Origin of the sequence: Candidatus Defluviilinea proxima, from assembly GCA_016721115.1 — a bacterium.
Lineage (GTDB): Bacteria > Chloroflexota > Anaerolineae > Anaerolineales > Villigracilaceae > Defluviilinea > Defluviilinea proxima.
Genome location: JADKIW010000001.1, coordinates 4,724,537 through 4,738,053, shown reverse-complemented (window position 1 = coordinate 4,738,053; position 13,517 = coordinate 4,724,537). Strand labels below are relative to the sequence as shown.

Annotated in this window: 11 protein-coding genes; 6 read left to right on the top strand and 5 right to left on the bottom strand. The window is 49.5% G+C overall.

What is annotated here, in order from left to right; translation table 11 throughout:
* Positions 1-104: 104 nt before the first annotated feature.
* Positions 105-1,334 (bottom strand): LysM peptidoglycan-binding domain-containing protein, encoded by a 1,230-nt coding sequence (locus tag IPP66_22045; GenBank protein MBK9927963.1) that lies wholly within the window; start codon positions 1,332-1,334, stop codon positions 105-107.
* A gap of 140 nt (positions 1,335-1,474) precedes the next feature.
* Positions 1,475-4,348 carry an excinuclease ABC subunit UvrA gene (uvrA, locus tag IPP66_22040; GenBank protein ID MBK9927962.1) on the bottom strand — a complete coding sequence of 958 codons (2,874 nt, stop codon included), beginning with the start codon at positions 4,346-4,348 and terminating at the stop codon, positions 1,475-1,477.
* Positions 4,349-4,545: 197 nt separating this feature from the next.
* Between uvrA and IPP66_22035 the strand changes: the two genes are divergently transcribed.
* The 3 genes from IPP66_22035 to IPP66_22025 are packed head-to-tail and all read left to right on the top strand — an operon-like array spanning position 4,546 to position 6,264.
* Positions 4,546-5,118, top strand: a complete 573-nt coding sequence (locus IPP66_22035; protein MBK9927961.1) for a sigma-70 family RNA polymerase sigma factor — start codon at positions 4,546-4,548, stop codon at positions 5,116-5,118.
* A 1-nt stretch (position 5,119) separates the two neighbouring features.
* Positions 5,120-5,962 (top strand): DegV family protein, encoded by an 843-nt coding sequence (locus IPP66_22030; GenBank protein MBK9927960.1) that lies wholly within the window; start codon positions 5,120-5,122, stop codon positions 5,960-5,962.
* Positions 5,963-5,979: 17 nt separating this feature from the next.
* On the top strand, positions 5,980-6,264 hold the full coding sequence (locus IPP66_22025; protein MBK9927959.1) for a hypothetical protein: 285 nt from the start codon (positions 5,980-5,982) through the stop codon (positions 6,262-6,264).
* A 155-nt stretch (positions 6,265-6,419) separates the two neighbouring features.
* On the opposite strand, the gene IPP66_22020 is transcribed toward IPP66_22025, so the two are convergent.
* Positions 6,420-6,746, bottom strand: a complete 327-nt coding sequence (locus tag IPP66_22020) for a hypothetical protein (protein MBK9927958.1) — start codon at positions 6,744-6,746, stop codon at positions 6,420-6,422.
* Positions 6,746-7,429 carry a glycosyltransferase family 2 protein gene (locus IPP66_22015; GenBank protein MBK9927957.1) on the bottom strand — a complete coding sequence of 228 codons (684 nt, stop codon included), beginning with the start codon at positions 7,427-7,429 and terminating at the stop codon, positions 6,746-6,748. Before IPP66_22015 ends, IPP66_22020 begins: the two co-directional genes overlap by 1 nt.
* 121 nt (positions 7,430-7,550) lie before the next feature.
* On the opposite strand from IPP66_22015, the gene IPP66_22010 reads away from it, so the two are divergent.
* The 3 genes from IPP66_22010 (at position 7,551) to IPP66_22000 (ending at position 12,531) form a co-directional block, all read left to right on the top strand.
* On the top strand, positions 7,551-8,867 hold the full coding sequence (locus tag IPP66_22010; protein ID MBK9927956.1) for an ATP-binding protein: 1,317 nt from the start codon (positions 7,551-7,553) through the stop codon (positions 8,865-8,867).
* A 51-nt stretch (positions 8,868-8,918) separates the two neighbouring features.
* Positions 8,919-9,692, top strand: a complete 774-nt coding sequence (locus IPP66_22005; GenBank protein MBK9927955.1) for a glycerophosphodiester phosphodiesterase — start codon at positions 8,919-8,921, stop codon at positions 9,690-9,692.
* 79 nt (positions 9,693-9,771) lie between these two features.
* Positions 9,772-12,531: a hypothetical protein gene (locus IPP66_22000; protein MBK9927954.1), complete on the top strand. Its 2,760-nt coding sequence runs from the start codon at positions 9,772-9,774 to the stop codon at positions 12,529-12,531.
* Here IPP66_22000 and IPP66_21995 read toward each other — a convergent pair.
* Positions 12,503-13,426 (bottom strand): serine/threonine protein kinase, encoded by a 924-nt coding sequence (locus IPP66_21995; GenBank protein ID MBK9927953.1) that lies wholly within the window; start codon positions 13,424-13,426, stop codon positions 12,503-12,505. The genes IPP66_22000 and IPP66_21995 overlap by 29 nt on opposite strands.
* Positions 13,427-13,517: the final 91 nt, after the last annotated feature.

The window sequence follows — 13,517 nt, the reverse complement described above, 5'->3', positions numbered from 1 at the left end:
CTTTACTTAAGTACGTGACAACCATCTAGTGGTCACAAGAGCGGTATTTTACATGAGCATTCCTGATTTGTCCAGAAAAAGCGCTCATTAGGTCGTATCTACTTTTAGGGTTTGGCAAACGTCACAACGAAATAAGCACCAAACAGGGTGTTCTCGTCAGAGACATATGTGACGCCCATTTCTGCCACGTTCGGGTTGAGCATGTTCTCGCGCGCTTCCTTGTTCTTGTTCCACCAGTTGAAGGCCGCTTGTGCGGTCATGCCGTAGCTGGGTTGCAAAGCGTATAAATTCTCAGCCACAGTGGAAGCGGTGTAGCCTTGTGCTGTAACGCGTTGTTTGACTGTTGAATTATCCTTCAACCCAAGCGGACTGAAATAGTTGTTACAGAGCATATCCACAGCGTGTGCATTGGCGGCCGAGGTCAGCTTTTGGTTAAGGGTTAGGGCGGCCAATCCGCTAGTGGTGCGGGCGTCGTTGATGAGTTTCACAAGCGCGGCTACAGCTGTTTCGTCTTGTGTTGGGTTACACACTGGAGCGTTTCCACTAGGTGCGGGGGTGCCAGCGGCAGTAGTGACTGCGGCGGCCACGGTCGAAGTGGGCTGTCCCTCAACAGTTGGCGTAACAGGCGTCGACGTGGGAGGAAGCGTAGCGGTTGCCGTCACAAGGTTGACCGGGATCTTGAGTTCTTGTCCCACTTGGAGCGCATTGGCATCTGTAATGCTGTTGACGGAGATAATGTCTTCTTCCTTGCTGTTGAACTTGGCCGCAATACCAGCCAGTGTGTCGCCGGGCAGAACTTTGTAATCGATCTTGGTGCCACGTCCGATGTTGGCCGGGAGAGGGGTGGAGGTGCTAAGCTTAGTACCAGCTGGTGGAATTTTAAGCGGATCGCCAACGTAGTACAGTCCGCCTGCCTCTACAATTTGTGTATTGTATTCAAGAAGCAATAAAACACCATCGGGGCCAAGATCGAACTTTTCAGCAACCGCTTGTAGGGTATCGCCTTCCACGAGCGTGTAGGATGATGCCCGTGTTGGTGACGGGGTGATTGTGGCTGTTGGGGTCAGTGTAACGGTTGTGGTTGCAGTCGGTGTACTTGTGTTGGTCGGCGTGAATGTTGTAGTGGGGGTTAGGGTTTTTGTAGCGAATATGGTATTGAGCGGTGAGTTGCCTTTGCCTCCCATGAAGGAAATGACAATGGCAATAAGTCCAATAACGATCAACGCAATTGCACCATATAACAGGATGGGTCCGCGTTGTAGGCGGCGTTTGCGATAGGAATTGATCACATTGGATGTGCTGGGTTTGCTAGGTGGTGGTGTTCGATTTAACATATTTAGTTTCCTTTGAAATTCAGCAACAAGATGAGAATTACTCCCACCTCATGCGGTGAAATAATTCTACCTGAAAATTGATTGTTAAACGCAGGGATTTAAAATACAGTTCCCGCAAATATTTGCGGGAACTGTTCGTCTTATTTCATGTGCTCTTTCAAATACTTCCCCGTATACGAGCCCTTGACCTTCATTACTTGCTCGGGTGTTCCCTCTGCGATCAATTCGCCGCCCCTGTCACCACCTTCGGGGCCGAGGTCGATCAACCAATCTGCGACCTTGATGATGTCGAGGTTGTGTTCGATGATCAAAACGGAGTTACCCGTGTCCACCAGCCGTTGCAACACCTCGATCAACTTGTGTACGTCTGCTGCATGCAAGCCAACGGACGGTTCATCTAACACGTAAAGTGTTCGCCCTGTAGCGCGGCGCGAAAGTTCTTTCGAAAGCTTCACACGTTGTGCCTCGCCACCGGAGAGTGTAGTGGCGGGTTGACCGACGCGTACATACCCAAGGCCTACTTCCTGCAACAACTTCAACTTGTTTTGCATCTGCGGATAGTTCTGGAATTCCTCAAGCGCGTGGTCAACGGTCATATCCAACACATCCGCGATCGAATACTTGTCGCGGAACATCACCTGTAAGGTCTCGCGGTTGAAACGCTTGCCGTGACAAATATCGCAGGGCACATATACATCGGGCAGGAACTGCATTTCGATGCGCAATTCACCTTGCCCCTGACAAGCCTCGCACCGCCCACCGTGTACGTTGAACGAAAAACGACCAGGCTTGTATCCGCGCACTTTACTTTCAGGGAGTTCTGCGAACAGCTTGCGGATCTCATCGAACAGCCCGGTATACGTCCCAGGGTTCGAGCGTGGTGTGCGCCCGATGGGTGACTGGTCAATGTTGATGATCTTATCGAGATGTTCAATTCCCTCGATGCGCTCATGTTCGCCTGCCATCGTCCTCGCGCCCATCAGTTTGGATGCCAGCGAGCTATACAGAATGTCGCTCATCAAAGTGGATTTGCCGGAGCCGCTTACGCCTGTGATGCAGATCAATTTTCCAAGCGGGAACTCGACATCGATTCCCTTTAAATTGTTTGCGGACGCATTAACGATCTTGAGACTCTTGCCATTCCCTTCACGCCTCTTTTTCGGGACCTCAACCTGCTTTCGCCCCGATAAATATTGTCCTGTCAATGACTTCGGGTGCACCAAAATCTGTTTAGGCGTTCCCTCTGCAATGACTTGGCCGCCATGCTCGCCAGCGGCGGGGCCAAGGTCAATGATCCAGTCCGCTTCACGGATGGTTTCATCGTCATGCTCAACGACTAGCACTGTATTGCCAAGATCACGCAACCCTTTGAGCGTGGTCAACAGTCTCGCATTATCGCGTGGATGCAACCCAATGGACGGTTCATCCAATACATACAACACACCGACCAAACGTGACCCAACTTGTGTTGCCAAGCGGATGCGTTGTGCTTCGCCGCCGGAAAGTGTTACGGCCGAACGATTCAAAGTCAGGTAATCAAGGCCGACGTTCACAAGGAAGTTCAGCCTTTCATGGATTTCCTTGATAACGCGTTCTGCGATCGTCTTTTGCTTGGATGTGAGAGGCGACCCTTTACCGGAGATCTTCTTGACCCATTCAAGCGTTTGCAACACGGGCCATGAGTTCGCTTCCACGATGTTGATATCGTCCACAGTCACGGCTAATGCGGCCGGGTTAAGACGTTTCCCTCCGCAAGATGGACATGGACGATCAGACATGAATTCACTGATCTTCTCACGCATCCATTCGGAGTTGGTTTCGCGATAACGGCGTTCAAGATTTGTAATAACACCTTCGAAGGCACGTGTGAACTTGAACTCGTTGCCGTTTGCGTTCTTATACGTCATTTGAATTTGCTTATCGCCTGTGCCGTAAAGAACAAGGTTGACTTGTTCTTTCTTCAACTCGCGGATGGGTTTATCCATATCGATCTTATAAGCATGACAGGCGTTCTGTAATGATTGCCAGTAATATCCGCCTTCCTCTTTCGGTCCCCACTCAAGGCTGACGATCGCTCCCTCGTTGAGAGACAGGTCTCGGTCCGGGATGATGCGCTCCGGGTCTATTTCCAATTTTGAGCCTAGTCCCTGACAATCTGGGCAGGCGCCTTGTGGTGTGTTGAACGAAAAAGTACGCGGCTCCACTTCATTGATACTGACGCCATGCTCAGGGCAGGCGAGGTGCTCGGAAAACGCAATGTCTTCTTTACTGTCCACGAGGTTGACCGTGATATATCCCTCGCCAAACTTGAGCGCGGTTTCAATCGAGTCGGTCAGGCGGGTGAGCGCGGCTTTCTTTTCTTCTTTTTCGCCTTCCTTAGTAATCACAAGGCGATCTACCACTGCTTCGATGGTGTGTTGTTTGTAACGGTCGAGTTCGATTTCATCATCGAGTGAGTGGACAGTGCCATCCACGCGGGCACGAGCAAAACCCGCTTTGCGGATCTCCTCAAAGACAGCTTGATACGTTCCTTTGCGCCCGCGAACCAGCGGCGCAAGGATCAAAATGCGTGTACCATTTTCAAGCCCCGCGACCTTGTCTACAATTTCCTGTGCCGATTGCTTGACCACTTCACGTCCGCAAGTGGGACAGTGCGGAATACCTGCACGCGCGAACAACAGACGCATGTAATCGTAGATCTCGGTGACCGTACCAACCGTCGAACGCGGATTGTGACTCGTGGACTTCTGGTCAATGGATACAGCGGGGGAGAGGCCGTCAATATAGTCCACATCGGGTTTATCCATCTGCCCGATGAATTGACGCGCATACGCGGAAAGCGACTCAACATATCTGCGTTGACCCTCAGCAAAGATCGTATCGAACGCCAGTGACGACTTTCCCGAACCCGATAAGCCAGTGATAACCACGAACTTATCGCGCGGGATCTCAACCGTGATGTTTTTCAAATTATGGACGCGTGCACCAACCACGCGAATGATATTGGATGACATGGGACTCCTTCGAGGAGATGTATTTTAGCACAAATGTTTTAGTTATGAAACGGTTTTGTGCAAACGCTAAACCTTAATTATACCAATCGCTAATTCGGACGCCTTCGGGATGGATTTATAACGCGCATGTTATACTCATGTGTAACTTCTCAAATCCGTTGGGGTTATTTGTAATAACCCTGCGGTAGGATTGATCTGTGCAGGAAACTGAGTTCAAGGAAGACGAAGTACTTTCACTGGCTTCACAAGGTGACCGGGATGCCTTTGGTCAACTCTATGAACGCTATGTGGATCGTATCTTCAACTATGTGTATTACAGAACAGGCAATCTGCATGATGCAGAAGACCTGACTGCCCGTGTCTTCCAACGGGCAATGAACCATATAAAAAATTATACAGACCGCGGTATCCCATTTTCTGCCTGGTTGTATCGCATTGCCCACAATCTGGTTGCAAATTGGCACCGAGATCGAAGCCGTAAGCAGGAAATCCCATTGGATGAACTGCCGGTCCTGCCGACAAAAGGTGACCACCCCGAGCGGAATCTTGTCCGTTCGCAGGAACAGGATGCGCTTCTTCGCCTCATCCGACGCCTGCCCTCGGAACGACAGAATCTTCTCATCCTCAAGTTTGTTGAGAACATGTCGAATGCAGAGATCGGCGCGATCATGGGACGTAGTGAAGGAGCAGTGAAAAGTTTGTATCACCGTACGTTACTGGCCTTGCGCGACCAGTTAGGTGATCAAAATATCAACCTCGAAGGAGATTAACATGCTTCGAATCGTAACTGACGGTGCGGCTGATATCCTGCCAGGGTGGGGCAGAGAGTATGGGATCGATATGATCCCCGTCAACATCCTGTTTGGCGAGAAGACCTACCTTCAAAGCATCGAATTGGACAATGAGGGTTTTTACAAGCTTGTTGATGAAAGTAAACGTATTCCAAAGACAGCCCAGCCTTCCCCTCATCAATTCGTGGAGTTCTACCGCAAGATCGCGCAAAAAGGCGATACGATCCTTTCCATTCACGTCACTGCTAAACTTTCAGGCACTTACGCTTCGGCCATCTCTGCGGCAGAAGAAGTTAAAGATGAGTTCAAAGTTATCCCGATAGATTCAGCGGTTGGTTCACTTGGCATTGGTCTCATGTGCCGCGAAACACGTAAGTTGGAACGCGCAGGTAAAAGCGTGGAAGAGATCGTGCAATACCTTGAAGAGATCAAATATAAGGTCCGGGTTATTCTGACGCTTGATACTTTGGAATATGCCAAAATGTCTGGCCGTGTGAAGACATTGCAGGCCGCACTCGCTTCTTTGCTCAATGTTAAACCAATTGCTGTGTTGAGTAATGGTGACCTGAACATGGCAGAACGAGTCCGCACACGCAAAGCATCTTTGGATCGCGTGATCGAAATGGCAAGAGAAGAATATGGCAATCAGCCGGTATACCTTGCAGTTGTCCATGCACGTGACCCCAAATCTGGCGAAGAACTTTTGGAACAAGCTAAAGGTCATTTCAACCATAAAGAGACCATGATCAGTGAACTGTCCATCTCAGTCGCCGCGAATCTTGGGCCTGGAACTGTAGGATTGATCTTATATCCAATTCAATAAATATAGTGAGAAAGAAAATGGCACGATCTAAACAAACCTTAATGTCCGACGATGATACTGATGATGTGATCCTTGCTCTCGAAACGCATCTCGCACGGACCTTGAAGCCGGTTCAGCCTTCGAGAGATATGATCCACCGTTTACGTGAACGGATCCACTTCCCAGACCGCGAAGAAATCGTTTCCCGCTTGAGTAACTGGAAGCGAATGTTCCTTGTATTTGGCGGTGTGATGTCTGGATTATTGGCTCTTATTACAATTGCCCGCGCTTTCTATTATTTGACTGGAAGAAAACACGTGTGATCGTCTTGCGTAATAAAACATACACCCCGAAAAAATTCGGGGTGTATTTATTCCTATCAAGGGTTCAATACCCCGCCGCTTTGCGGCGTGAGAGAACTGTGTAAACGTTCTATACACTAGTGGACGATACCCCGTCCGCTTGCGGCGGGGTTCATTCATTTCAACAACTCATCACATAACTTTCGTGCATCTGCCACGAGGTCTGCGTCGATAGGAAGTTTGAATTCTTCAGTGACGCGTAAGGTCAAATGGTCAGCGATCAGTTTCAAGTCTGAGGAAAGAAGCGGGTCATCCTTGAGCAGATTCAACAAGTCATATGCGCTGGCGCTTCGAGGGGGAGTCCCTTTTCGAGTCAGATAGTCCCGAATAGCTATACCTGCCGCGCGCCTTGCGCAGACTCGGGCTTGTCCCTCATTCCCTTTTGCGCGTGCCTGTTCGGCAAGTTGAAACTCTTTTTCGATCTGCTCGAGCACAGTGCTCATTAATCGAAAAACCTATAGCGGATCAACGCCCAAACTGCTTCGAAGGCATCCTTGAGTTTGATCTTCTTTCCCTCGGAATAATCACGTGGGTTAAACGTAATAGGAACCTCAAAGATGCGGTGTTTCCGCTTGAGGATCTTGGCGGTGAATTCCGGCTCGAAGTTGAAGCGTTTGGAGCGGATATTCATGCCTTCGACCACCTCGCGACGAAAGACCTTATACCCTGTTTCCATATCCGTCAGGATCGAGTCGTATAAGATGTTAGTCATGAAAGTCAGTAGCTTGTTGGCAACCTGATGCCAGAACATAGTAACGCGATGCGCTGAACCCAGAAACCGCGAACCGTAGACAACTTCTGCCAGTTTTTCGTTGATTGGTTGGAGCAAGGCTGGGTAGTCGCGCGGGTCATATTCGAGGTCGGCATCTTGGATCAATAGAATGTCACCTTTTGCGGCTTTCATACCAGTGACAACAGCTCCACCTTTGCCTTGATTCTTCTCATGCAAAATTACGCGGACTTTCTTTTTGCCGTCCAGTGTTTTCAAAATATCGCGTGTACCATCTTGTGAGCCATCATCTACGATGATGATCTCATCAGCAAGCTTTGTGGCCTGCACACGTTTGATAATCTCCTGGATGTTTGTTACTTCATTGTATACGGGGATGATTACGGATAGGTTCATAGCGTTGCAGATTATATACGATATTTCATAACCGAATTGAATTAAAAGTTTGGCGTGCTATAATTCAAATATCTCACATTACCCCTATCCCATTTTGGGAGGTATTATGACCAACAATCTTATGCGACCTGTAGGTAGTACCAGTGTATTTGCCCCTCCGCCGATCAATTCTGTGGAAGATACTGGTTTAAACGCACTCTGGCTTCAAGACCTCGCCTTAAAGATCCTGTATAACCAAGGATTTATCAGCGGGTTCAAGATCGCAGAGTATATGGCGCTTCCGTTTGCAGGTGTCATTGATGGTATTCTTGAATCTCTGAAACGTGAAAAATTGATCGAGGTGAAGTCGTCGCAGGGTGGGTTGGGTGAAGGTGCTTATACCTACGGTATTACTGGGGCCGGTATCACCCGTGCCCGTGAAGCATTGGATCGAAGTCAGTATGCTGGCGCTGCGCCGGTTCCTTTTGAAGTGTACAACGAGGCGATGCGCCGCCAAAAGACGGGACGTATGACCGTTACGGCGCGTACGATGCGTCAGGTGCTTTCGCAGATGGTCATTTCTGAGAATACTTTTCAACGATTAGGCCCTGCGCTTAACTCTGGTACGTCTATTTTCATGTATGGCCCTCCAGGTAACGGTAAGACGAGCGTTGCGCGTGCGTTTGGCAACCTCATTTTGACCCAGTCCATTTATATTCCTTATGCGTTGTATCTTGATGGACAGGTCATTAAAGTATATGACCAAGTCAGCCATACGCTTGCGCCAGAATCAGATGGAACACCTTCTGCCTCTGGTACCGGTAACTTGCGTGCCAATCCGCGCCGTGACCCACGCTGGATAAAGATTCGCCGTCCGTTCATTGTGACGGGTGGTGAGTTGACGCTTGAAGGCCTCGACCTTGTGTATGATGATGTCCACAAGTTCTATGAAGCGCCGTTTCAGGTCAAAGCCAATGGCGGCATCTTCTTGATCGACGACTTTGGACGACAACAAGTACGTCCGCGTGACCTGCTCAACCGTTGGATCGTTCCGCTTGAGAACCGTGTGGATTATCTTACGCTTCATAACGGACGTAAGGTTGAAGTGCCCTTCGATGTTTTGATCGTATTCTCGACCAACCTCCCGCCAAAAGACCTCGTGGATGAAGCCTTCCTGCGTCGTTTGCGCCACAAGATCGAGATTGGCGATCCCTCGTATGAGGAATATCGCGAGATCTTTAAACGTGTTGCTCAAGGTAAAAAGGTGGAGTACAGTGACCAGGGGTTAGCCTACCTTTTGCAAGAGTGGTATATCAAACGTAACCGAAAGTTGCGTGCGTCTCATCCACGTGACTTGTGTGACCAGATCCTGGATATTTCCAGTTATCTTGCCGTTCCGCCGACCATGTCCCGCGATATGCTGGATCGTGCGGCGCAGGCCTATTTCGTGGATATTTAATCGGTGTATTTTCATATGCATTACGGATTGCGCATCACTTTTTCGTAGTGCGTGATCCGTAATTTTTTTGCCATGCTCAAAACACTTCCTCATCCCATCATCTTTGCCCACCGTGGTTCATCGGCTCATGCGCCGGAGAACACTCTTGCCGCATTCGAACTTGCTGTTGAACAAGGTGCAGATGGCGTTGAACTTGATGCCAAATTAACAACAGATGGACGTGTTGTTGTCATCCATGATGCTACTTTAGATCGTACAACCGGTGCGCATGGACGTGTAAGAGATATGTCGTTGGGGGATTTGCGTTCTTTGGATGCTGGCGCTTTCTTTTCGGAGAAATTCAAAAGTGAGAAGATCCCCACACTTGAAGAAGTTTTCGAGTCGGTGGGCAAGCGCACATTCATCAATGTTGAACTCACAAATTACAATACGCCGCGTGACCATTTAGTTGAGTCCGTGTGTATGTTGGTAAAGAGATTTGGTTTGCAGAAGCGGGTATTGTTTTCATCCTTTTTTGCGGCTAATCTTTCACGAGCACGCAGTTACCTACCTGAAGTTCCAATTGGTTTGCTGGCATTGGGCGGAGTGCTTGGTGCATGGCCACGTTCGTTCGGTTTTGCATTTGGTAAATACGATGCCCTGCATCCTTATATAAAAGATGTAACACATCAACAGGTTCAGCGTGTACATCGTTTGAATAGGCGTATCCATGTATGGACGGTAAATGCTGAGCAAGATATGCGACGATTGTTCAATTGGGGTGTAGATGCGATCTTTACAGATGATCCGCAGTTGGCAGTGAAGGTGCGCGGGGAAATCAAGTGATGAAGCTAAGTCAAACCTTTCGAAACAGCGACCAGTTCAAAGACCAGAAGAGACGCGCTTTTCAGATGGCGGGGGATGCATGAATTTGAATCGTCTTCTTCGTGGGCTGATGTTGTTGGCGTTCATCGTGTCTCTTCTTGGACCTGTAGCTGGTGCGCAGGCCCAGACCCCTACACCATCCCCGCAGGTTCTGGAATTGTTAAATTCCATGACGCCTGAGGAACGTGTGGGGCAATTATTCATTGTGACATTTCGTGGAACGGATACAGGTGAAACATCGCAGATCTATGATCTGATCGCTAACCAGCACGTTGGCGGAGTGATGCTTTCCGCAGAAAACGATAATTTTGTTGGCGGGCCGGGCACTGTGACTTCCGCTCACCAATTGATCAAGAGCTTGCAGAACATCGAATGGAATACGGCGGTTTCTGATACCTTGCCGAATAATATATATGTGCCGTTGCTCATTGGCGTTTCTCAGGAGGGGGATGGGGTTCCGAACGATCAAATATTGAACGGTATGACGCCCTTGCCAAACGAGATGGCGATCGGCGCAACATGGAAAACTGAAAATGCCATGCATGTAGGTTCGGTGTTGGGAAATGAGCTATCAAAGATTGGTTTTAATTTGTATGCTGGTCCATCCCTCGACGTGGTCGAGTCGCCTAACCCTTCTGCTCGCAGTGATTTGGGGACACGTGTTTTCGGTGGTGACTCATTTTGGGTGGGCAAAATGGGACAGGCCTACGTTACCGGTTTACATCAAGGCAGTAATGGGCGCATGATCGTAGTGGCCAAGCATTTCCCCGGGCGTGGTAGTTCAGATCGTTCACCGGAAGAGGAAGTTGCCACGGTTCGTAAATCGTTGGAACAGTTGAAACTGATCGAGTTGAAGCCTTTTGTTGCGGTGACAAGTGCAACAGACCCACAGTCAAATGTGGATGGCCTGCTTGTCTCACATATTCGTTATCAGGGATTTCAGGGGAATATCCGTGCGACCACAAGACCTGTCAGTTTTGATGCACCTGCTTTGTCGGCCATTCTTGCATTGCCTGAATTTTCTACATGGCGTGGAAACGGTGGATTGATCATCAGTGATGATCTGGGAGGTAAAGCAGTAAAGGAGTTCTATTCTTTGGGTGGGGAAAGTTTTTCGCCTCGCTTGGTGGCGCGCGATGCCTTCCTTGCCGGTAATGACATTCTCTATCTCGGCAATATTATCTCTGATGAGTTCAAAGATACCTACTCTGTTAACCTGCGGATCCTTTCCTCTTTTGCGCAGGAGTATCGCAACGACACGGTTTTTGCCAAGTTGGTGGATGCGGCTGTTACCAGAATACTCACGCATAAACTGAAGATGTATCCAGACCAGAATATAGATACTGTGATTCCTTCGGAAAATGAATTGGCTCTTGTTGGTTCTTCGGGGCAGGTTGCATTTGATATTGCGCGCGATGCCGCAACGTTGATCAGCCCTGACGCACAAGAGTTGAATACGTTATTGCCTGTTCCACCGAGCACAGGCGAGCGGATCGTTTTCCTGACCGACGTAGTACGTTATAAACAATGTAGCACTTGCGAAGAGTTTGACTCCTTTGCAGTGGATGCTTTCGAGAAAACCGTTTTACGCTTGTATGGCCCTGATGGTAGTGGGCAGATTCTCAGGAATCGTGTCAGTTCGTTTGCATTGAGCGAGGTGAGCGCACTTCTCGATGGGACGACCATAACGGACATCGAACCTGCATTGAATAATGCTTCGTGGGTTGTCATCTCTCTCTCTGATGTGGGGGGCAACCAGATCGCTCTTCTTCGCCGTCTCTTTTCTGAACGACCAAATCTGATCCGCACAAAGAACGTGATCTTGTTCTCGTTCACGGCTCCTTATTATTTGGATGCGACGGATATTTCCAAGCTCACAGCGTATTATGCGCTGTACAGCAAACAACCTGCTTCCGTGGATGTGGCGGCACGCATTCTCTTCCAATCGGTTTCTGTGCAAGGGTCTTCCCCGGTTTCCATCCCCGCAGTTGGATATGACCTGATCGCGCAGACATCTCCCGATCCCAGCCAGGTCATTCCGCTACAACCCTTTCAAGAACAATCGCCTACAACGGAAGCAAGCCTGACGCTCACACCCGAAGTGACAGCAACTCCGTTTTATGCCATTGGGGATTCGATCTCGGTTCAGGCTGGACCTATACTTGATCATAACCATCATCTTGTTCCTGATTCGACAGTGGTACGGTTTACCATGTCCACGCGGGATGAGACAGGGAGTATCCTTCAACAGGTCGATGCAACGACAACCGATGGCATCGCACGTGCATCTTTTGTTATTGATAAACCTGGCAAAGTGGAGATTCATGCTGTCAGCGAACCAGCGCTGGTCTCGCAGGTCTTGCAATTTGATGCGACAGATACCGGCGTTGCTGTGACTGTTGTTGTGCCCGAAGTAACGTTGACACCGGAACCTCCCACTCTCACACCGACAGTGATGGTTGAGAACAGTTTCGTCTCACCGGATGGGTATCCTAGAACGAGTATCTGGCTTCTTGTTTTGTTGGGAGTGTTTGGGAGCGCCGCGCTTACGTATTGGGCTGTGAGTAGGGTCATTACACCGCGTTGGGGATTGCGGTTTGCATTGAGCATGTTGATTGGTGGTTTTAGTGCATATAACTATCTTGCTTTAGGTTTGCCAAACTCAACTGAATGGATTTCCTCCGAATCAGGCGGTGCGTTTGGTGTTCTATTGTTTACGTTGGCGGGGGAAGCGTTGGGAATACTACTTACGTGGCTTTGGTTCCGCTGGCCTAGCGAATCAAAGTCGCAAGAAGGCTGAGCAGGAATAACACAGCCGCACTCCACGCAAGTGTGGCTTCGGGAGGATTCGAGAGATTATCCATGACTGAGTGCGTGGGCAAGTTTATACGAGGGGAAAAGGAAAGCATCGGCGTTTCGCGATTCCCAATCAAGGCTTCTTTGAATTCTTCAACTGAGTGAGGCCGTTCATCCGGGTGCATGGACATGGCCCACATGACTGCTTTTTCGGTCCGCGCTGACAGGGTAGGATTGATCTGTCGTAACGGGATCAGGCTTTCGGGCGCAAGGAAGCGTTTGCGTGCGTCCGCTGGAGATTCGGTGGTGAGCAGGTGATACAGCGTAGCGCCGAATGCATAGATGTCCGAGCGGATGTCGGTGTGTACATCGCTTCCTCCATATTGCTCAAGAGGAGTGTAAAGCGCGGTTCCCTGTCCTTGAATGATGGTGATGGTGACTTCTTCGGGTGCAAGAATTTTTACGAGTCCGAAGTCCACGAGCTTGATCAATCCGTGCGGCATGAGTTTCAGGTTGCTTGGCTTGATATCGCGATGCACGATGGATGGTTCCTGGCTATGGAGGAAGGTGAGGGCATTGGCGATCTGTTCTGCCCACGTGAGAACTTCCTTTTCAAGTAGGTATTTTTTGTTGCGCCGCGCTTCGAGCATCAACGTGCGCAGGTCTTCGCCGGGGATGTAATCCATCACGAGGTAATCGCGTGGACCGTTCGAAAAGAAATCAGAAACTTTAGGCAGATTAGGATGATCGAGGCGCGCGAGAACAGTAGCCTCACGTAAAAATTGTTCGCGGGCTTCGTCTCTTATATTTTCCGGGAGGGCGCGGTCGTATTCGACCTCTTTGAGGGCGCACTGACGTCCCTTGAGCCGCATATCGTCGGCAAGGTAAATTGAGCCCATGCCGCCTTGACCGATCCGTTCACGGATCTTGTAGCGGCCGCGCAAAACCTCCTCATTCTTGAGGGGTGGGAGCACTCGTTCTCCTTATATA

Bases quoted from the DNA above. Each gene is read 5' to 3' on its own strand.
- IPP66_22045 (MBK9927963.1), bottom strand. From the start codon at position 1,334: ATGTTAAATCGAACACCACCACCTAGCAAACCCAGCACATCCAATGTG.
- uvrA (MBK9927962.1), bottom strand. From the start codon at position 4,348: ATGTCATCCAATATCATTCGCGTGGTTGGTGCACGCGTCCATAATTTG.
- IPP66_22030 (MBK9927960.1), top strand. From the start codon at position 5,120: ATGCTTCGAATCGTAACTGACGGTGCGGCTGATATCCTGCCAGGGTGG.
- IPP66_22025 (MBK9927959.1), top strand. From the start codon at position 5,980: ATGGCACGATCTAAACAAACCTTAATGTCCGACGATGATACTGATGAT.
- IPP66_22020 (MBK9927958.1), bottom strand. From the start codon at position 6,746: ATGAGCACTGTGCTCGAGCAGATCGAAAAAGAGTTTCAACTTGCCGAA.
- IPP66_22015 (MBK9927957.1), bottom strand. From the start codon at position 7,429: ATGAACCTATCCGTAATCATCCCCGTATACAATGAAGTAACAAACATC.
- IPP66_22010 (MBK9927956.1), top strand. From the start codon at position 7,551: ATGCGACCTGTAGGTAGTACCAGTGTATTTGCCCCTCCGCCGATCAAT.
- IPP66_22000 (MBK9927954.1), top strand. From the start codon at position 9,772: ATGAATTTGAATCGTCTTCTTCGTGGGCTGATGTTGTTGGCGTTCATC.
- IPP66_21995 (MBK9927953.1), bottom strand. From the start codon at position 13,426: ATGGGCTCAATTTACCTTGCCGACGATATGCGGCTCAAGGGACGTCAG.